This is a genomic window from Mycolicibacterium mageritense (assembly GCF_010727475.1).
Taxonomy (GTDB): Bacteria; Actinomycetota; Actinomycetes; order Mycobacteriales; family Mycobacteriaceae; genus Mycobacterium; species Mycobacterium mageritense.
In genome coordinates this window covers 7,129,246-7,146,993 of the sequence record NZ_AP022567.1, presented here as the reverse complement: position 1 = coordinate 7,146,993, position 17,748 = coordinate 7,129,246, and the positions used below count along the sequence as shown (strand labels likewise).

The following is a 17,748-nucleotide window of genomic DNA, read 5'->3' as shown; positions in this document are numbered from 1 at the left end:
CGCCGAGCAGACGCGCGCGTACCCCAAAATGTCGCGTTTGGGGTACGCACGCGTCTGTTCGCGGGGAAACGGCCTAGATCACCAGCCAGATCAGCCCCGCCATCGCGAAGCCGACCACCGACAGGATGGTCTCCAGCACGGTCCAGGTCTTCAAGGTGTCCTTGACCGACATGTTGAAGTACCGCGACACGATCCAGAAGCCGCCGTCGTTCACGTGGCTCGCGATGATCGACCCGGCGGACACCGCAACCACGATCAGAGCGATCTGGGCTGGACTGTAATTGCCTGCACCGATCGACGTTTCGATGATGCCCGCGGTGGTGACGATCGCGACCGTCGCCGAGCCCTGCGCGATCCGCAGCGCGCAGCTGATCAGATAGGCGGACAGGATGACGGGCAGTCCGATCGCGGTCATCGAGTCGGCGAGGGCCTGACCGATGCCGGTTGCGCGCAGCACTGCGCCGAAGAACGCGCCGGCACCCACCACGAGCAGGATCATGCCGACCGGGCGCAGCGACGCCGCGGAGATCTTGGCAAGCTCGGCCGCGGAGACACCCCGCCGGATTCCCAGGAGATACAACGAGAGCAACACTGCGATGGTCAATGCGATGGCCGGGGTGCCGACGAGGGTGAGCACCGCCAGGAGCCGACCGCTGTCGAGCATGACATCGGCGACAGTGGCGGCCAGGATCAGCACCATCGGTGCCAGGATGATGAAGGCGATCAACCCGATCGACGGGGGATTGGTGGTATCTGCCTCGTCCTCTTCGGGAACGAACTCCTCGGGCACCTCGACCTGGATGCGTTTGCCGATCCACGAACCCCACGCGACACCGCTGACGAACCAGGCCGGGATGCCGCACGCGAGACCCATGATGATGATCCACCCGAGGCTGACGTGCAGCAGACCGGCCGCCGCGACCGGACCGGGGTGCGGCGGCAGGAACGCATGCGTCATCGACAGGCCGGCGAGCATCGGCAGCGCGTACATCACCATCGACTTGCCGCCCCGCTTGGCCGCCACGTACACCAGCGGCGCGAGGATGAAGATGCCGATGTCGAAAAACACCGGGATGCCTAGCACCAGACCCGTGACGCCCATGGCCAGGGGAGCGCCCTTGGGGCCGAACAGGTTCAGCAATCGCGTGGTGAGCACGTCAGCCCCACCGGATCGTTCCAGCATCGCCCCGAGCACGGTGCCGAGACCGATGATCACCGTGATGTGGCCGAGGATGCTGCCGAAGCCCTTCTCCAGCAATGAATCCGCGGCCTTGGCGGGGGTGCCGACCAGGTCGCTCACCGGGATGCCCGCGACGAGCGCGACCGCGACGCTCACCACGATCAACGCGATGAACGGCTCGAGCTTGAGTCTGATGATCAGCAGCAGCAATACCGCGATGGACACTGCGGCCAGCGTCAGCAGCCCCGCGGTGTCGTGTTGCAGCCAGTTCACGAATGAGGTCATGAATGCTCCCGGCGTGGGTTCGGAGTGGGGCGATGGGGTCAGTCGGTCAGCGCGTCGACGAAAGTGCGTGCCCGGCTGGTGATGTCGGACCAATCGCCCGCGGCGACCGCGGCTGGCGGTACGACGCCGGTGCCGGCGCACACCGCAAGCGCGCCGGAGTCGAGGTAGGTGCGCGCGTTCTCGGCGGTTATCCCGCCCGACGGCAACAACTCGACCTCGGGATACGGACCATGCAAGTCGGACAGATACTTCGGCCCGACGCTGCCGGCCGGGAAGATCTTCACGGCGGCCGAGCCGAGATCCACGGCGGCGGCCACCTCGGTGGGAGTCAGCGCGCCGAGGAAGACCGGTATGCCGTTGGCCACCGCGACCGCGGCGACGTCGGGGCGCAGGCCCGGGGTGACCAGGAAACGCGCCCCGGCGTCGATCGCTGCGGCGGCCTGGTCGCCGGTCATCACGGTACCCAGGCCGAGCAGGATGCCTGCGGCGGAAACCGCGTCGGCGCACCGCCGTACGTGATCCAGCACGCCCGGGGTGGTGAAGGTCAGTTCAACCGTGCGGATGCCGCCTGCGGCGATCGCGTGGCACAGGTCGGCGGCGTCGGGAATCGTGTCGGCCCGCACCACGGTCAGGACGCGGTCCTCCCGCAGAATCTCCAGCGCAGTCATCGCACACCTCCATCGGCACCGCGGCGCAGCGATCGCCCCGCCGTCACACCGGTGAGTTCGCCGTCGTCGAGCGCCAATTGGCCGCGCACGAAGACGTGGGTGAAGCCCGCCGCGGCCTGGCGGGGCTGGTCGAAGGTTGCGGTGTCGGCGACCGTGTCCGGGTCGAACAGCACCAGATCCGCGGCGTAGCCGGGACGGATGAAGCCGCGGTCGACGAGCCGCAGCCGGGTGGCGGCGCGGCCGCTGAGGTGGCCGACGCACTCTTCGAGCGACATCAGTCCCAGATCGCGGCAGTAGTGCCCGAGATAGCGCGCGAACGTGCCCCAGCCACGCGGGTGCGGTTTGGCGCCGACCAGCAGCCCGTCGCTGCCGCCGGTGTGCCTGGGGTGCTGCATGATTGCCTGTACGTTCTCCTCGTGCCCGACGTGCTGCAGGATTCCGCTCGCGAGCTCGTCGCGGAGCAGAATGTCGATGCACACGTCGAACGGATCACGGCCCTCGGCGGTCGCGATCTGCTCGATGGTCTGTCCCACATAGTGATTGAGCTCGTCGTGGCCCACCCCGCTGATCTCGATGGTGTTCCACTCGGCGGTCACCCCGTGGCAGCCGTCGGAACCGGTGACCTCGAGGTGTTCGCGGATTCGGGTGAGCGCCTCCGGATCGGTCAGCCGGGCCAGCGTCTCCTCGGTGCTGCCTGCGGACGACCAACTGGGCAGGATCGCCGACAGCGTGGTGGCGCCGGGGAGGTAGGGGTAGGTGTCGAGGCTGATGTCGGCGCCTGCCTCGGTGGCCGCGTCGAGCAGGGCGAGCAGTTCGGGGGCCCGCCCCTTGTTGGGTCCGAAGTTGAGTGTCGTGTGAGCCAGGTGCAGCGCGCATCCCGCGCGTGAGGTCAGATCGACCATCTCCGCGTAGGCCTCCATGGCACCGGCCCCGTACGAGCGGTGGTGCGGGGAGAAGTAGCCCCCGTACTCGGCGACGGTTCGGCACAGCGCCAGCAATTCGTCGTTGTCGGCGTACATTCCGGGCGTGTAGGTCAGTCCGGCGGAGAGCCCGACCGCCCCTTCGGACATGGCCTGGCCGACGATGCGCTGCATCTCGGCGATCTGCTCAGGCGTGGCCGGAATGTCGTCCCACCCGACCACGAGGGCGCGCACGACCCCGTGTGGCACCAGATATGCTGCGTTGGTGGCGATTCCACGGTCCAGCCGGTCCAGGTAGTCACCGACCGAACGCCAGTCGAAGTCGAAATCGGAGGGGTCGGAATTCCAGCCGGCGATCTTGCGGCGCACCACGGCCAGCACCTCGGACGTGACCGGCGCATACGACAAGCCGTCCTGTCCCAGCACCTCCGTGGTGACCCCCTGGGTGATCCGCGACGGGTGGGTCGGATTGAGCAGGATCTGCAGGTCCGAATGGGCGTGCATGTCGATGAATCCCGGCGCGAGCACCAGACCGGTCGCGTCGATGACCCGATCCGCGCCGGGCGACTGCGCGGACTCGGTGTGGATCGCGGCGATCCGGCCGTCCTCGACGAGTACGTCAGCCTGATAGCGGGCAGTCTCGGTGCCGTCGATCACGGTCGCGGAGCGGATCAGGGTACGCATGGCAATCCGGCTCAGAAGTAGGTGCGCAGGAGGTCGACCACGCGGGGATCGTCACCGGACCCGTCGAGCACCGGGATCCACCGCCACTTGTCGAATGCCGTGCACGGGTGTGACAGACCCAACCGCACCACGTCACCGATCTTGAGCTCGGTCTCCGGTGGGATGGCCAGGAATGCATGCTGATCGTTGACCGCGGTGACCCGGGCCTCGCTGAGCGGACGCGCGGGTGCCCCGAGATCGTCGGCCACGAGTTGTGGCATCGGCAGTCCCTCGTCGAACGGCACGTCACGCTTTCCGGCGTCGAGCAGCGCCAAGCCGGGTTCGGGACGCGACACCACGCGAGCCCATGCGTGCATTGCGGACCGCAACCGGTAGTGCTGCGCGGCATCGCCACGGCTGAACGGTGTGATCCCGGTGTAGAAGCCGTCGTCGTGGATGACGTAGGCGCCGGCACGGACCACCACTCGCGTCCGCCCGCCGGCCAGCGGCGCCAGCACGTCCGCCACGACGTCGAAATACGCACTGCCGCCCGCGGTTACGTAGATCTCCCGGTCGGACCGGTAGTGCCCCTCGGTGTCGAGCTGTCGGTGCAGCCGGGCCATCTCCTCCAGATACTGCCGGACGCGCGACAGCGAGGGCTCGGAGTCGTCGTGTGCGAGTGCGCCCTCGTAGCCGCACACCCCGGCCGCCTCCAGGACCGCGCTGGCCGCGAGGCGTTTGGCGACGGCGGTCGCCTCGTCGACGGTTCGCGCCCCGGTCCGCCCGCCGTGTGCGCCCAGTTCCACCAGCACCGGGATCGGGCGCGGCACCGCGACGCCCGTGAGCGCGGTTTCCATGGCATCGACCGTGGCCGTCGAGTCGGCCCAGGTGAAGACTTCCAGATCGGGCTGGTCCGCGAGGGCCTGGGCCAGCCAGCGCAGCGCTGCCGGATCGACGAGGGCGTTGGCGAGAATGATGCGCCGGACCCCGAAATGCACACCGACGCGGACCTGGGCGGGCGTGGCGAGCGTGATGCCCCATGACCCGGAACGCAATTGGCGATCCCAGAGGACGGGCGACATCGTCGTCTTGCCGTGCGGAGCGAGATCGATGCCGTGCGCTGTGCACCATGCGGCCATCGCGGCGAGGTTTTCCTCGATCGCGGAATCGTCCAGCGTCAACACGGGTGTCGTGAGTGCCGACAGCCGAGGCTCGGTCGCGAGGAACTCCGCCGTCGTCAGGCCGTCCGCCGTGAGGGGCAGCGCCTTGTCCAGTCCGGTCAGCCGCTCGGCGGCCATGCCGTCGAGCGCGCGTCGATCCAGTGTCGACCCGCCGTGCGTTGTCATCATCCGTCCCGTCTGTGAACTGCTATGTTGCATATAGTGCAATCAGAGTTGCAACATGTGGTGTGATATGTCTAACATGGCCCCGGCGCCGCGTCAATCTCCCACAACCCGAAGGACGGCAGTGCAGGAACCGATCAAACGCTCCACCGATCGCGTCGCGGCTCTGGGCGAGGCCCTCGTCCTGCGGTCCGCGGCAGGCGCGGATGCCGAATTGCACCTGGCCGGCGCTCAAGCCGAATTGCACCTGGCCGGTGCGGAAGCCAACGTCGCGGCCGGACTCGTCGCCTGGGGCGTCCCCGCATCCTTCGTCGGCCGGCTCGGCGACGACGCCTTCGGCGCGCTGATCCGTTCCGAGCTGGCTGGACGCGGCGTCGACATCTCCGCCGTCGAGACCGACCCGATCAGGCCCACCGGCCACTACTACAAGATCACCGCAGCCGACGAAACGGGCGAGCTGCGCACCGAAAGTCGTTACAGCAGAGCCGGATCCGCGGCATCGGCGGTGGACCCGGGATTCCTCGACTCGGCAGCGGTCGCCTCGGTGTTCGGCCACGCCTCGGTGGTGCACTGCAGTGGCATCACCGCCGCGCTGTCCGACACCTGCCTGGCCCTGATGCACCGGCTGGTCACCGACCGGCCCGGCATCACCGGGCTGGTGAGCTTCGACGTGAACTGGCGTGAACAGCTTTGGCCCGACGGCGATCCCGCCGAGGTGATCGCCCTGGCCGACCGGGCCGACCTGGTATTGGTGGGCGGCGACGAGGCCATCCGGGTCATGGGCACCGACGACCCGGCCGCGCTGCGCCGAATCCTGCCGAACCCCGCGACGCTGGTGATCAAGGACGGTGCGCATCGCGCCATCGCAGTCGACCGCGCCGGTGCCACGATCGACGTGCCGGCCCTGAGCGTCGCCGTCGTCGAACCCGTGGGTGCGGGCGACGCGTTCGCGGCAGGCTTCCTCACCGGCGTGGTGCGCGGCGAAGACATGGCCGCATGCCTGCGCCGTGGCCACCTCGGCGCTGCGGTCACCCTCACCGTGGTCGCCGATTCGGCACCACCCCCACCTGACGAGACGGTGCACCACCTGCTCACCTGTTCGGCGCGCGAGTGGGCCGCCACGTCGGTCACCGCCGACGGCATCTCGGTGCAAGGCGTCAGCCTATGAGCCAAAGTGTCGCTCGGGCATTGCAATTGCTGATCCTGCTCGGCGAGGGATCGGCCAGCCTCGACGAGCTCGCGGCCGCCACCGGAGTCCACAAGACCACCGTGCTGCGGCTTTTGCGCACGCTGGCCGACGAACGCTTCACCTTCCGCGATCCGAACAACCGCTACCACATCGGATCCCGGATCTTCGAACTCGCCGAGCGCGGCACCGACCAGCGCGAGATCCGGCAGATCGCGTCACGGCACCTGATCGAGTTCAACCGCACCTACGGCCGCACCACGCACCTCGCCGCCATGGAAGGTGGCGAGGTCGTCTACATCGACAAACTCGAATCGCACGACCAGATCCGGATGTACTCCCGAATCGGCTTGAGCGCCAACCTCAATTCCACCGCGGTCGCCAAGGTCATCCTCGCCGACCTGCCGGATTCCCAGCTGCGGCCGATCGTGGCGGCGATGGACTTCACGCGGCGCACGGCCAACACCATCACCACCCCGGAGGCATATCTCCGGGAGATCGACACGGTCCGCGCCCAGGGGTGGGCCATGGACCGCGAGGAGAACGAGCCGTCGATCAATTGCATCGGTGCGCCGGTCCGCGGAGCCACCGGCCGGGTGGTCGCGGCGGTTTCGGTGTCGGTGCCCGACATCGTGCTGCCGCCCGAGGAGCTGCTCGAGCTGTTGGAGCCGCTGCAGGCCGTCTGCTCCCAGATCTCGCTCGACTGCGGCTATCAGCCGCGGTCCTGACCCACCACAGAAATACGACAACACAGGAGGTTGCAATGTCCGATTCACAGGTGATCCGCACCGACGCGGCGCCCGCGCCCGCCCACACCTTCAGCCAGGGCATCCGCAAAGGCGGCATGCTGCAGGTGTCCGGCCAGGGCCCGATGGATCCCGAGACCAACAAGTACATCGGCGAGGGCGACGTCCGCGCGCAGACCCGGCGCACCCTGGAGAACGTCAAGGCGATCCTGGCGGCAGGCGGCGCCGGTGTAGAGGATGTCCTGATGTTCCGCGTGTACCTCACCAAGCGCGAGGACTTCGCGGCGATGAACGAGGTGTACGGCGAATTCATCGCAGAGAACGTCAAGTCGGACCAGCTCCCGTGCCGGACAACGGTATTCGTGGACCTCCCGCACGAGGTGATGCTGGTGGAGATCGACGCGCTCGCGGTCGTGGGTTAGCCCAGCAGGCCCCGCGCCACGTGGGTGATCTGCACCTCGTTGCTTCCGGCGTAGATCATCAGCGACTTGGCATCACGCGCCAGCTGTTCGACCCGGTACTCGGTCATGTAGCCGTTGCCGCCGAACAGCTGGACCGCGTCCATCGCGACATCGGTGGCGGCCTGCGAGCAGTACCACTTGATCGCCGACGCCTCTGGCAATGAGATCGGGGTACCGCTCTGGGCCGCCTCGATGACGCGGAAAAGCATGTTGCGCACGTTCATCCGGGCGACTTCCATGTTGGCCAGCTTGAGCTGGATCAGCTGGAACTGGCCGATCTCCTGGCCCCACAGCGTGCGGCTCTTGGCATAGTCCACGCTGAGCCGCAGGCATTCCTCGATGACACCGAGGGCCATCGCGGCGACACCGATGCGCTCGGCCGAGAAGTTCGACCGCGCGCTCGCGCGGCCGTCACCGGATTCGTTGTCCTCGGTCTCGCCGAGCAGGCGATCGCGGCCCAACCGGACGTTGTTGAAGAACAGCTCACCGGTCCGCGACGAGTGAATCCCCATCTTGCGGAACGGCTTCGACTGCACGAAGCCCTCCATGCCGCGGTCGAGCACGAACGTCAGCACCTTGCGGTCACGCTTGTCGACGGTGCGATCGCCCTCGTCCAGTTTGGCGTAGACCACCACCACGTCGGCGTCCGGCCCGTTGGTGATGAACGTCTTCTGGCCGTTGAGGATGTAGTCGTCGCCGTCGCGCACCACATGAGACTTCATGCCGCCGAACGCATCCGAGCCGGAGTCGGGTTCGGTGATGGCCCAGGCGCCGATCTTCTCGTAGGTCACCAGGCCGGGTAGCCAGCGCTCCTGTTGGGCCAGCGTGCCGCGGCTCTGGATGGTCGGCACCGTGAGTCCCAGGCTCACGCCCATGCCCGTCACCAGACCCATCGACACCCGGCACAGCTCGCTGATCACCACGAAACCCATACCGGCCGAGGCGCTGCCGCCGCCGAACATTCCGCCGGAACCCGACGGCTTGGCGCCACCATCGCGCTGGCGTGCCAACCGTTTCTCCAGCGCGTCCCTCGCCATGGTGTCGATCCCGAACGTCGCGAACAACTTTCGGATGATGGGATACGGCTCCAGGTCGCCGCTTTCCAGCGCGTCGAGGTGCGGCCGGATCTCTTTGTCGACGAACTCCCGTACGGCGTCGCGCACGGCCAGATCGACGTCAGACCATTCGAGCATCTCGAGAGCTTATGCCGCGGGTTCGCGGCGTTGGTCGGGTCGTCGGGCCGGTCGCAGCACCGACAGTGAGAACGTGGTGTGCACCAGCGAGCCGGCCCGGTCGAGCAGTGACTTGCGCCTGGGCAGATAGTGCATGGGCAGTCCGCGGCGATCGCGGGGCGGGGCCATGAATCCCGGGGCCTCGACCAGGGGAGCGTCGGCGGGGATCTTGCCTGCCGCGCGCCGATATGCCGACAGCGCCCGCGGGTGCAATCTGATCTCGTCGGGGACTGCGACGAACGCCAACTCGACCATCTTGCCGAAGATTCGCAGCAGCACCTCGTCGCCCGGCGTCCAGCGCATGCCCGCCTTCTCCCGCACGGCCGGGTCGAACAATCCGGCAGCGATCCAGCGTTGCGCCCCGACCATCGGCCTGAACAGCTGATCCCACAGCGGGGTGGGCATCAGCACGAACCATGGCTTGGGAATCCGGATGGAGAAGATGTCGAGCGTGGCCCGGTTGATCTCCAGCTCGTCGCGGCACTTGCTGTCCCAGTAGTCCTGGAAGTCCTCCCAGGTCTTGGGAACGGGCCGCATGCTCATGCCGTACATGCGGTACCACTGCACGTGTTCGTCGAACAGCTGACGCTTCTCGGCCTCGGTCAGTCCACCGCAGAAGTACTCGGCGGTCTTGATGATGAGCATGAAGAACGTGGCGTGCGCCCAGTAGAACGTGTCGGGGTTCAGTGCGTGATAGCGGCGGCCCTGGCCGTCGACACCCTTGATGGTGTGGTGAAAGCCCTTGATCTGCGCGCCGGTTTCGGCGGCCCGGTCGCCGTCATAGACCACGCCCATGATCGGGTACACCGACCGCGCGACGCGCTGCAGCGGTTCGCGCAGCAGGATCGAATGTTCTTCGACGCCCGCGCCGAGCTCGGGATACATGTTCTGGATCGCGCCGATCCAGACCCCGAGCATTCCCGTACGCAGATCACCGAAGTACTTCCAGGTCAGGGAATCCGGGCCCAGAGGATCGAGTTCGGGTTTCGTTGCTCTCGCCGCCATCGTGGCTCCATCGACTCTCGGTGACGCTCAGGTGCTCTGACACCAGCGTGTGATCCCCACCATAGTGATGACAACATGCGTTGTCTATGACGCCGCGGCGCGTCGCAGCGCAGTGTTATGCGCTGGTTATCGCACGGCTATCCCGCCGCCGCACAGGCGTGACCAGCGTGGTTCGAACGGCCGTCGGAAGGTGTGAGCAAGCCTGCACCCTGCGTGATTGCCGCTCACAGGAACGGCCACATACTCTTGCGCTGTGGATGGCGAATCGTTCGATGAACGATCCGGCCGTGTTGGGGAGATCGAGCAGTCCTCCGGTCCTCCTACGCTGCCCCAGGGTTTGCCCGGGCCGCTGGGTTGGCTGCAGCGGACCAACCACAGCCCTTCGGTGATCGCGTTGGTCCGGCGCATCCGCCGGTCGCTGCCCGGCGATCCCGATTTCGGTGATCCGCTGTCGGCCGCGGGCGACGGCGGACCGCGTGCCGCCGCTCGGGTCGCGGACCGGTTCCTGGACCGCGAGGCCGCGTCCCGCGAGGTGAGTCTCGGCGCACTGCAGGTGTGGCAGGCACTGACCGAACGCGTGTCGGGCACGCCGGCCAACCCCGAGGTCACCCTGGTGTTCACCGACCTGGTCGGGTTCTCGTCGTGGTCTCTCAAGGCGGGCGACGACGCCACGCTGCGACTGTTGCGCCGCGTCGCCCAGGTCGTGGAGCCGCCGTTGCTGGAGGCGGGCGGCCACATCGTCAAACGGATGGGCGACGGCATGATGGCGGTGTTTGCCAACCCCGCGACCGCGCTGGCCGCGGTCATCATGGCCCTCGACGCGGTCAATTCGGTCGAGGTGGACGGCTACACGCCCCGCATGAGGGTCGGTATGCACACCGGACGGCCGCAACGCATCGGGTCGGACTGGCTCGGTGTCGACGTCAACATCACCGCGCGCGTCATGGAACGGGCGGCCAAGGGGGGTCTGATGGTGTCGCACACGACCGTGGACCAGATCCCCGCCGAGCATCTGGAAGCGCTCGGGTTGACGGTGAAACGGCAACGCTGGCAGGTGTTCTCGGCCAGACCGGACGGCGTGCCCGACGACCTGGTGATGTACCGCGTGAAAATTCCCAGGCAGTTGCCAGCAGGCGAGGCGGAGGACGAAGGAGCGCCGGGCGCATAGTGGATCCGGTGCTCGCTCGCGTTTCGGTGTTCTGGACCCAGCTGACCCGGATTCCGGTCACGCTGGCGTACGCGATGGCCCTGACGACGGTGACGGTGGTGTTGCTGGCACTGGGCCCGCAGGTGCAGGACCGGGTCGTCAGCGCGGCCAGCACCAATCTGCACAACCTGCGGCACGGCCACTTCGGCACGCTGGTGGGCAGCGCGTTCGTCACCGACGCGGGCCCGATCTACGGCTGGATGCCCGGCCTGGTGTGCCTGCTGGCGCTCGCGGAACTGTTCTGGCGCAGCAGGCGGTTGATCGCGATGTTCGCGTTCGGTCACATCGGCGCCACCCTGCTGGTCGCGATCGGTCTTACCGTCGCCGTGAAGGCGGGCTGGACCCCCGGCTCGGTCAGCCACGACATCGACGTGGGGATGAGCTACGGCGCGGCCGCGGTGCTCGGCGCGCTCACGGCCGCCATCCCGCGGCGCTGGCGCCCGCTGTGGATCGGCTGGTGGCTTGCGGTGGCGCTGGCCGTGGTGGCGGTGAGTCGCTACTTCACCGACGTCGGGCACGTGACGGCGCTCGGGCTCGGCATGCTGGTGGCCACCCGGCTGGGCCGCCCCGGCGGATGGACCACGCCGCGGCGTCTGATGCTGGCGTTCGCGGGGCTGTTCGGCCTCATGCTGCTCGCCGGCACCGGGGGGATGGTGCTGATCACCGTCACGGCGGGGTTGCTGGGTGCCGGCGCCGGATACGGGTTCACCCAGCTGACTTCCCGGGGATCGGCCGGCGTGAACAGTACGGCCGCGATGGCCCCCCGTTCCGATGCCGCGGGGCCGCCGGCCGGACTCCGCTGACGATGACGCCGGGAAACGCATTCGAAGCGTGATCAGGGCATCGCCTATGATCGCCGGGTGGCTCAGCAGCCCAGTGACCTCTCAGAAGAAGCCCTGACCAAAGCCGTCAGCGCAGCCCGGCACGCTTTCGAACTGGCCGGTGACCTCGACGCGCTCGCGCGCGCCAAGACCGAGCACCTCGGTGACCGGGCCCCGATCGCCCTGGCCCGCCAGGCGTTGGGCACGTTGCCGAAGAGCGACCGGGCCGACGCAGGCAAACGCGTCAACGTTGCCCGCGGCGAAGCGCAGCGCGCCTACGACGAGCGGCTCGCGGTGTTGCGTGCCGAACGGGACGCCGCGGTGCTGGTCGCCGAGCGCATCGACGTCACGCTGCCGTCGACGCGCCAGCCCCTCGGGGCCAGGCACCCGATCACGATCCTCGCCGAGAACGTCGCCGACACCTTCGTGGCCATGGGTTGGGAACTGGCCGAGGGGCCCGAGGTCGAGACCGAGCAGTTCAACTTCGACGCGCTGAACTTCCCGCCAGACCACCCCGCGCGCAGCGAGCAGGACACCTTCCAGATCGCCCCGGACGGCTCCCGGCAAGTGCTGCGCACCCACACGTCCCCGGTGCAGATCCGGGCCCTGCTGGAGCGTGAGCTGCCGGTCTACATCGTCTCGATCGGGCGGACCTTCCGCACCGACGAACTCGACTCGACCCACACGCCGGTGTTCCATCAGGTGGAAGGCCTCGCGGTGGACAAGGGTCTGACCATGGCCCACCTGCGCGGCACGCTCGACGCTTTTGCCCGCGCGCAGTTCGGTCCCGAGGGGCGCACCCGGTTCCGTCCGCACTTCTTCCCCTTCACCGAGCCTTCGGCAGAGGTCGACATCTGGTTCCCCAACAAGAAGGGTGGACCCGGCTGGGTCGAGTGGGGCGGCTGCGGCATGGTGAATCCGAACGTGTTGCGCGCGTGCGGTATCGACCCCGAGGTGTACTCGGGCTTCGCCTTCGGAATGGGATTGGAGCGAACCCTGCAGTTCCGCAATGGAATTCCCGACATGCGTGACATGGTCGAGGGCGACGTGCGCTTCTCGCTGCCGTTCGGAGCCGGCGTCTGATGCGTATTCCGTACAGCTGGCTGCGTGACACCGTCCAGGCCGGCGCGCCTGGTTGGGATGTTTCGGCAGAGGAGCTCGAGCAGACGTTCATCCGTATCGGCCATGAGGTCGAGGAAGTCATCCCGATCGGCCCGGTCAGCGGTCCGCTGACGGTCGGCCGGGTCGCCGAGATCGAGGAACTCACCGAGTTCAAGAAGCCGATCCGGGCTTGCAAGGTCGACGTCGGCGAGGCCGAGCTCCGCGACATCGTGTGTGGTGCAACGAACTTCGCGGTCGGCGATCTAGTGGTGGTGGCATTGCCGGGCACCACGCTGCCGGGCGACTTCACGATCGGATCGCGCAAGACCTACGGGCGGCTGTCCGACGGCATGATCTGCTCGGCTGCCGAGATGAACCTGGGCGTCGACCATTCCGGCATCCTGGTGCTGCCGCCGGGCACCGCGGAGCCCGGTGCGCGCGCCGCCGATGTGCTGGGCCTCGACGACGTCGTGTTCCACCTGGCGATCACGCCCGACCGCGGCTACTGCCTTTCGGTGCGCGGTCTGGCGCGAGAGATCGCCTGTGCCTACGACCTGGACTACGTCGACCCGGCCGACGTGCCTGCGCTGTCCGTCGAAGGCGAGGCGTGGCCGCTCACCGTGCAGCCCGGCACCGGCGTTCAGCGGTTCGGGCTGCGTCCCGTCACGGGCATCGACCCGGCCGCGGTGTCGCCGTGGTGGATGCAGCGCCGCCTGCTGCTCAGCGGCATCCGGGCCATCTCGCCGGCAGTCGATGTGACCAACTACGTCATGCTCGAACTCGGGCACCCGATGCACGCACACGATCGCAGCCTGATCACCGGCGGTTTCGACGTGCGCTTCGCCCGCGACGGTGAGAAGGTCGTGACGCTCGACGATGTCGAGCGCACCCTCAACGCGGGTGATGTGCTGATCGTCGACGACGTTGCGACCGCGGCGATCGGCGGCGTGATGGGCGCAGGAACCACCGAGGTTCGCGATTCCACCACCGATGTGTTGCTGGAGGCCGCGGTGTGGGATCCCGCCGCGGTGTCGCGGACCCAGCGTCGCCTGCACCTGGCCAGCGAGGCCGGCCGGCGCTACGAGCGCTCTGTCGATCCCGCGATCTCTGTTGCGGCCCTTGATCGTTGCGCCGCACTGTTGGCCGAGATCGCCGGTGGCACGGTGGATCCGACTCTGACGGACTGGCGGGCAGACCATCGGGAGAACTGGGCGCAGCCGGCCATCGAGATCGCGGCCGACCGGCCTGACCGCACCGCGGGCGTCGAGTACGCCGCGGGCACCACGGCTCGCCGGCTGGCCCAGATCGGGGCAGTGGTGGCCGGTTCCGATCCGCTCACCGTCACACCGCCCAGCTGGCGGCCCGATCTGCGGCAGCCCGCCGACCTGGTCGAGGAGGTGCTGCGGCTGGAAGGCCTCGAGATCATCCCGTCGGTGCTCCCGAAGGCTCCGGGCGGACGTGGGCTCACCCCGGTTCAGAAGCGGCGCCGTGCGATCGGAAAGTCGCTCGCGCTGACCGGTTTCGTCGAGATCCTCCCGACGCCGTTCCTGCCCGGAGGGGTGTTCGACACCTGGGGGCTGGCCGACGACGATCCTCGGCGCTCGACCACCACGGTGCTCAATCCGCTGGAGGCCGACCGGCCCGAGCTGGCCACCACGCTGCTACCCGGGCTGCTGGAAGCGTTGGTGCGCAACGTGTCCCGCGGGGCGCCCGATGTCGCGCTGTTCGCCATCGCCCAGGTGGTCGAGCCGACGGCAGACACCCGCGCCGTCGAGCGCATCCCCACCGACCGCAGGCCCACCGACGACGAGATCGCGGGCCTGGACGCGTCGTTGCCGCGCCAACCCCAGCACGTCGGGGCGGTGCTCGCCGGGTTGCGCGAGCCCGCGGGGCCGTGGGGGCCCGGGCGTCCGGTCGAGGCGTCCGACGCCTTCGAGGCCGTGCGCGTGATCGGCCGGGCTGCGGGCGTGGAGCTCACGCTGCGTGCCGCCGCAGAGCTGCCGTGGCATCCGGGCCGGTGCGCCGAGGTGCTGGTCGGCGAGGTCACCGTCGGATACGCCGGGCAACTACACCCGGCAGTCGTCGAACGTGCCGGGTTGCCCAAGGGCACGTGCGCGGTCGAAGTGGACCTCGACGCCATCCCGATCGTGGAAACCCTTCCGGCGCCGTCGGTTTCACCGTTCCCTGCGGTGTTCCAGGACATCAGCCTGATCGTCTCCGACGACGTCTCGGCCGCCGCGGTCGTCGACGCGGTGCGCAGCGGAGCCGGTGAGCTGCTGGAGGACGCGCGGTTGTTCGACGTCTACACCGGCCCGCAGATCGGGGAGGGGCGCAAATCCCTGACCGTGGCACTGCGGTTCCGGGCTAGCGATCGCACGCTGACCGAAGACGAGGCCAGCGCCGCCCGCGACGCGGCGGTTGCGGCCGCCGCCGAACGCGTCGGCGCGGTCCTGCGGGGCTAGCTTCCCGGCCGAGCAGACGCGCGCGTACCCCGGAAACCGCTTTCCTGGGTACCTATACGTCTGCTCGGCGCAGGAATTCGACGCCATCGCCGGTGAGGTGCGGCAGAGCCGCCGACTTGCGCCCGGTCGCGAGCATGAGCAGCGCCGAAACCGGCCCCTCGATGACCGGGCCGGTGCCCGCGGCCCATTCGGCGTCGACCGCGCGCAACCGGTAGGGCGCCAATCGCTTGGCGGCGTGGAACGGGAATCGCGGATTCCACACCCGTTCGAGCGCCAGGAGCGCTGCCGCCGTTGGTATTTCGTGACGAAGGCCGAGCGGCACCGCGATGTCTTGAGCATGTACCAGCAGATCCATCAACCGATCCGTGGGTGTGGTACCGACCGCGGTGAAGCGTGACCCGATCGTGGCGCGAAGCTCGTTCAGCAGCTTTCGGTCATCAGCGTTCGACGCGTGGCGAATCGCGGTTTCGCACACCATCCGGTCGATGCTGCCGCGGGCGCGCAGCAGGTTGACCATGATCCGCCCGACGGTGGCCTCGGTTGAGAGCACCACATGGGCGACGACATCGCGGACCCGCCACTGCTCACACAGGCTGGCGTGGCGCCACTGTGGTGCGGTGAGCGGTTCGAGCAGCTGATGCAGGTTGCGTCGTTCGGTGTCGACGGCCCGCCAGATGTCGTCGGTGTTCATGCGGCCTACGCTAGAAGCTCCAGTGGGGTGGAGGTTCAAGGGACTGTGACACACGGCACAACCATCGGCGAACTGTCGCGGCTGAGCGGTGTGCCCGTGCGGACCATCCGGTATTACTGCGATGAAGGCATCCTCGAGTCTCGTCGCAGTTCTGGCGGTCACCGCGTGTTCGATGCGACCGCTGTCGAAACACTCACGCTGGTCAAACGGCTCCGGGCGCTTGGTCTCGGCCTTAACGCGATCAGTGATGTGCTGGCGGGCCGGGTCTCGATAGGTGAGGCTGTCGCGGCCGAACGAACCGCGGTCGATGTCGAGCTGGCCATGCTTGCGTGGCGGCGGGCATCGTTGGCTGCGCTCGAGCATGCAGCGCCCCGCGATCGGTCGGTGCGGCTGCAACTGCTGTCCGCCGTGCAGGACGGGTGCCGCGGGTATGACGCGCTTGTGAAGTTCTGGCGGCGGCTGTTCGCGGGCTCGGCTGCTCCGGACAGGCTCGACGAATTCGTGGATATGACAGTTCCGCTCCCGCCGAACGAGCCGAGCGCTGCCCGTGTTGTCGCGTATGCAGAACTCGTCGCGCTCTGCGGGCAACCGGCGTTCGGCACCGCGATGGCCCGCCAGCTGTGGCGCTTCGAACCAACGAGCATCGTCGACCGTCGAGGGCTCCTCACGGGCGTCGCCGAGGCATGCGATATGGCGTTGCCACTTCTCCTCTCAGGTCAGCCACCGACCGCAGGCCCGGTCGTCGACAAGTTCGTCGACGCACATGCCAGGGCCCGGCGCACAACGGACACGCCGATGTTCAGGCGTGCCCTAGCCGAGAATTCCGGCGCCGATCAGGATCCACGCATCCATCGGTACTGGAGTCTGGTGGTCGAGATAGCGGGCGAGGCGCCAACAGTGGGTGCCCTCCAACGTTGGCTCTACGACGGGCTTCTCACCGGGTTGGTCAGCGAGGCCAGCCCGTCGCCGAGCTCGCAGCGCACGACGTCACCCGCAGCGATACCGACTGCTCCCGGCGTACCTGTCGAGAGGATGTCGCCCGGATAGAACGGCATCACCTGACTGTGGAAGCTCAGGAGCTCGGCGGGGGAGAACGTCATGCCCGACACGGTGTCCTCGCGATGCACCGCACCGTTGTGAATCGTTGCGACCCGGAGCTTTTCGAGCGGCCCGTGCGCGAGCACCTCGTCGAGCGTGATGAGGTCCGGGCCGAACGCGAAGAAGGACGGATAGTTCTTGACCCGCGTCAGATAGCGCGGGTTCTCCAGCAGGATCCCCTCGGCGGTCTGGTCGAGAACCGGCACCACACCAGCGACGTAGGACATCGCATCCTCGACACTGACTTGGTAGCACGGCTTTCCGATCACGAGCCCGAGTTCGGCTTCCGAGGTGACCTTTCCGATGCCGGGCGGCACCACGATCGGTTCTCCCGGGCCGACGATCGTATGGTCGCCCTTGATGAACGACGCGGGCGAGGTCCGGGGCGCCTGCTCGCCGAGATCTCCCGCATGCGCCCCGTAATTGAGCCCGATTCCCAGGATCTTTCGGGGCCGCGTCCAGGGCGCGCGCACGGGTGCATCGGCGGCGACGCACGCATCGTCGGCGACGCCGGCGGCCACCGCGGCCGCCAGCGCGTCGAGGGTGCCGGCTTCCAGCACAGCCATCAGTTCGGCGGGCGCGCCGGTCGACACCTTGTCGACCCGCGCAAGGCGGCCGTCGCCGAGGGCGATACACGCGATCGGGTGGTCGTCGAGCAGGACAGTGCGTAAGCGCACGA

At 68.2% G+C, this 17,748-nt stretch carries 15 protein-coding genes and 1 pseudogene; 8 read left to right on the top strand and 8 right to left on the bottom strand.

The genetic code is table 11. From position 1 onward, the window contains the following. Window positions 1-73 precede the first annotated feature (73 nt). The 4 genes from G6N67_RS34575 to G6N67_RS34560 are packed head-to-tail and all read right to left on the bottom strand — an operon-like array spanning window position 74 to window position 5,062. Window positions 74-1,465 carry a GntP family permease gene (locus tag G6N67_RS34575; protein WP_036439407.1) on the bottom strand — a complete coding sequence of 464 codons (1,392 nt, stop codon included), beginning with the start codon at window positions 1,463-1,465 and terminating at the stop codon, window positions 74-76. Between the two features lie 38 nt (window positions 1,466-1,503). Beyond that, window positions 1,504-2,133, bottom strand: coding sequence for a bifunctional 4-hydroxy-2-oxoglutarate aldolase/2-dehydro-3-deoxy-phosphogluconate aldolase (locus G6N67_RS34570; RefSeq protein WP_036439409.1), 630 nt, complete (start codon window positions 2,131-2,133; stop codon window positions 1,504-1,506). Next, a complete protein-coding gene (locus G6N67_RS34565) occupies window positions 2,130-3,737 on the bottom strand; it encodes an N-acyl-D-amino-acid deacylase family protein (protein WP_036439411.1) in 1,608 nt (535 codons plus the stop codon). Before G6N67_RS34565 ends, G6N67_RS34570 begins: the two co-directional genes overlap by 4 nt. 11 nt (window positions 3,738-3,748) lie before the next feature. Then, window positions 3,749-5,062: an amino acid deaminase gene (locus G6N67_RS34560; protein WP_036440556.1), complete on the bottom strand. Its 1,314-nt coding sequence runs from the start codon at window positions 5,060-5,062 to the stop codon at window positions 3,749-3,751. Between the two features lie 121 nt (window positions 5,063-5,183). On the opposite strand from G6N67_RS34560, the gene G6N67_RS34555 reads away from it, so the two are divergent. Genes G6N67_RS34555 through G6N67_RS34545 form a run of 3 tightly spaced genes read left to right on the top strand, consistent with a single transcriptional unit; the run spans window position 5,184 to window position 7,413 of the window. Next, window positions 5,184-6,227 carry a sugar kinase gene (locus G6N67_RS34555; protein WP_036439413.1) on the top strand — a complete coding sequence of 348 codons (1,044 nt, stop codon included), beginning with the start codon at window positions 5,184-5,186 and terminating at the stop codon, window positions 6,225-6,227. Then, entirely contained in the window at window positions 6,224-6,973 is a 750-nt protein-coding gene (locus G6N67_RS34550; protein ID WP_036439415.1) for an IclR family transcriptional regulator, read from the top strand. Before G6N67_RS34555 ends, G6N67_RS34550 begins: the two co-directional genes overlap by 4 nt. Window positions 6,974-7,008: 35 nt before the next feature. Then, entirely contained in the window at window positions 7,009-7,413 is a 405-nt protein-coding gene (locus tag G6N67_RS34545; RefSeq protein ID WP_036439417.1) for a RidA family protein, read from the top strand. Here G6N67_RS34545 and G6N67_RS34540 read toward each other — a convergent pair. After that, window positions 7,410-8,645, bottom strand: a complete 1,236-nt coding sequence (locus G6N67_RS34540; RefSeq protein WP_036439419.1) for an acyl-CoA dehydrogenase family protein — start codon at window positions 8,643-8,645, stop codon at window positions 7,410-7,412. The two genes, G6N67_RS34545 and G6N67_RS34540, sit on opposite strands and share 4 nt — an antisense overlap. Window positions 8,646-8,654: 9 nt before the next feature. Continuing rightward, on the bottom strand, window positions 8,655-9,689 hold the full coding sequence (locus G6N67_RS34535; protein WP_036439420.1) for an oxygenase MpaB family protein: 1,035 nt from the start codon (window positions 9,687-9,689) through the stop codon (window positions 8,655-8,657). 253 nt (window positions 9,690-9,942) lie between these two features. On the opposite strand from G6N67_RS34535, the gene G6N67_RS34530 reads away from it, so the two are divergent. From G6N67_RS34530 to pheT, 4 genes are all read left to right on the top strand, one after another. After that, window positions 9,943-10,857 carry an adenylate/guanylate cyclase domain-containing protein gene (locus G6N67_RS34530; RefSeq protein ID WP_036439421.1) on the top strand — a complete coding sequence of 305 codons (915 nt, stop codon included), beginning with the start codon at window positions 9,943-9,945 and terminating at the stop codon, window positions 10,855-10,857. Window positions 10,858-10,931: 74 nt separating this feature from the next. Continuing rightward, on the top strand, window positions 10,932-11,699 hold the full coding sequence (locus G6N67_RS34525; protein WP_051579210.1) for a rhomboid-like protein: 768 nt from the start codon (window positions 10,932-10,934) through the stop codon (window positions 11,697-11,699). Window positions 11,700-11,756: 57 nt separating this feature from the next. Beyond that, the gene (gene pheS / locus G6N67_RS34520; protein ID WP_036439423.1) at window positions 11,757-12,800 is read left to right on the top strand and encodes a phenylalanine--tRNA ligase subunit alpha; all 1,044 of its coding nucleotides are present in this window, start codon (window positions 11,757-11,759) and stop codon (window positions 12,798-12,800) included. Continuing rightward, on the top strand, window positions 12,800-15,280 hold the full coding sequence (gene pheT / locus G6N67_RS34515) for a phenylalanine--tRNA ligase subunit beta (protein ID WP_036439425.1): 2,481 nt from the start codon (window positions 12,800-12,802) through the stop codon (window positions 15,278-15,280). Before pheS ends, pheT begins: the two co-directional genes overlap by 1 nt. Window positions 15,281-15,332: 52 nt before the next feature. Here pheT and G6N67_RS34510 read toward each other — a convergent pair whose 3' ends face one another. Continuing rightward, window positions 15,333-15,971, bottom strand: a complete 639-nt coding sequence (locus G6N67_RS34510; RefSeq protein WP_036439427.1) for a maleylpyruvate isomerase family mycothiol-dependent enzyme — start codon at window positions 15,969-15,971, stop codon at window positions 15,333-15,335. Here G6N67_RS34510 and G6N67_RS39380 point away from each other — a divergent pair. Further along, window positions 15,918-16,217 (top strand): annotated as a pseudogene (locus G6N67_RS39380) (MerR family transcriptional regulator); the annotation flags it as partial. The gene G6N67_RS34510 and the pseudogene G6N67_RS39380 overlap by 54 nt on opposite strands. Window positions 16,218-16,891: 674 nt before the next feature. Here the strand turns inward: G6N67_RS39380 and G6N67_RS39375 are convergent. Then, a complete protein-coding gene (locus tag G6N67_RS39375) occupies window positions 16,892-17,746 on the bottom strand; it encodes a fumarylacetoacetate hydrolase family protein (RefSeq protein ID WP_036439428.1) in 855 nt (284 codons plus the stop codon). Between the last annotated feature and the right edge of the window lie 2 nt (window positions 17,747-17,748).

Coding starts and splice junctions, on each gene's coding strand:
- G6N67_RS34540 (WP_036439419.1), bottom strand. CDS start 8,645: ATGCTCGAATGGTCTGACGTCGATCTGGCCGTGCGCGACGCCGTACGG.
- G6N67_RS34575 (WP_036439407.1), bottom strand. CDS start 1,465: ATGACCTCATTCGTGAACTGGCTGCAACACGACACCGCGGGGCTGCTG.
- G6N67_RS34550 (WP_036439415.1), top strand. CDS start 6,224: ATGAGCCAAAGTGTCGCTCGGGCATTGCAATTGCTGATCCTGCTCGGC.
- G6N67_RS34510 (WP_036439427.1), bottom strand. CDS start 15,971: ATGAACACCGACGACATCTGGCGGGCCGTCGACACCGAACGACGCAAC.
- G6N67_RS34535 (WP_036439420.1), bottom strand. CDS start 9,689: ATGGCGGCGAGAGCAACGAAACCCGAACTCGATCCTCTGGGCCCGGAT.
- G6N67_RS34545 (WP_036439417.1), top strand. CDS start 7,009: ATGTCCGATTCACAGGTGATCCGCACCGACGCGGCGCCCGCGCCCGCC.
- pheT (WP_036439425.1), top strand. CDS start 12,800: ATGCGTATTCCGTACAGCTGGCTGCGTGACACCGTCCAGGCCGGCGCG.
- G6N67_RS34560 (WP_036440556.1), bottom strand. CDS start 5,062: ATGACAACGCACGGCGGGTCGACACTGGATCGACGCGCGCTCGACGGC.
- G6N67_RS34525 (WP_051579210.1), top strand. CDS start 10,932: ATGGCCCTGACGACGGTGACGGTGGTGTTGCTGGCACTGGGCCCGCAG.
- G6N67_RS34565 (WP_036439411.1), bottom strand. CDS start 3,737: ATGCGTACCCTGATCCGCTCCGCGACCGTGATCGACGGCACCGAGACT.
- G6N67_RS34570 (WP_036439409.1), bottom strand. CDS start 2,133: ATGACTGCGCTGGAGATTCTGCGGGAGGACCGCGTCCTGACCGTGGTG.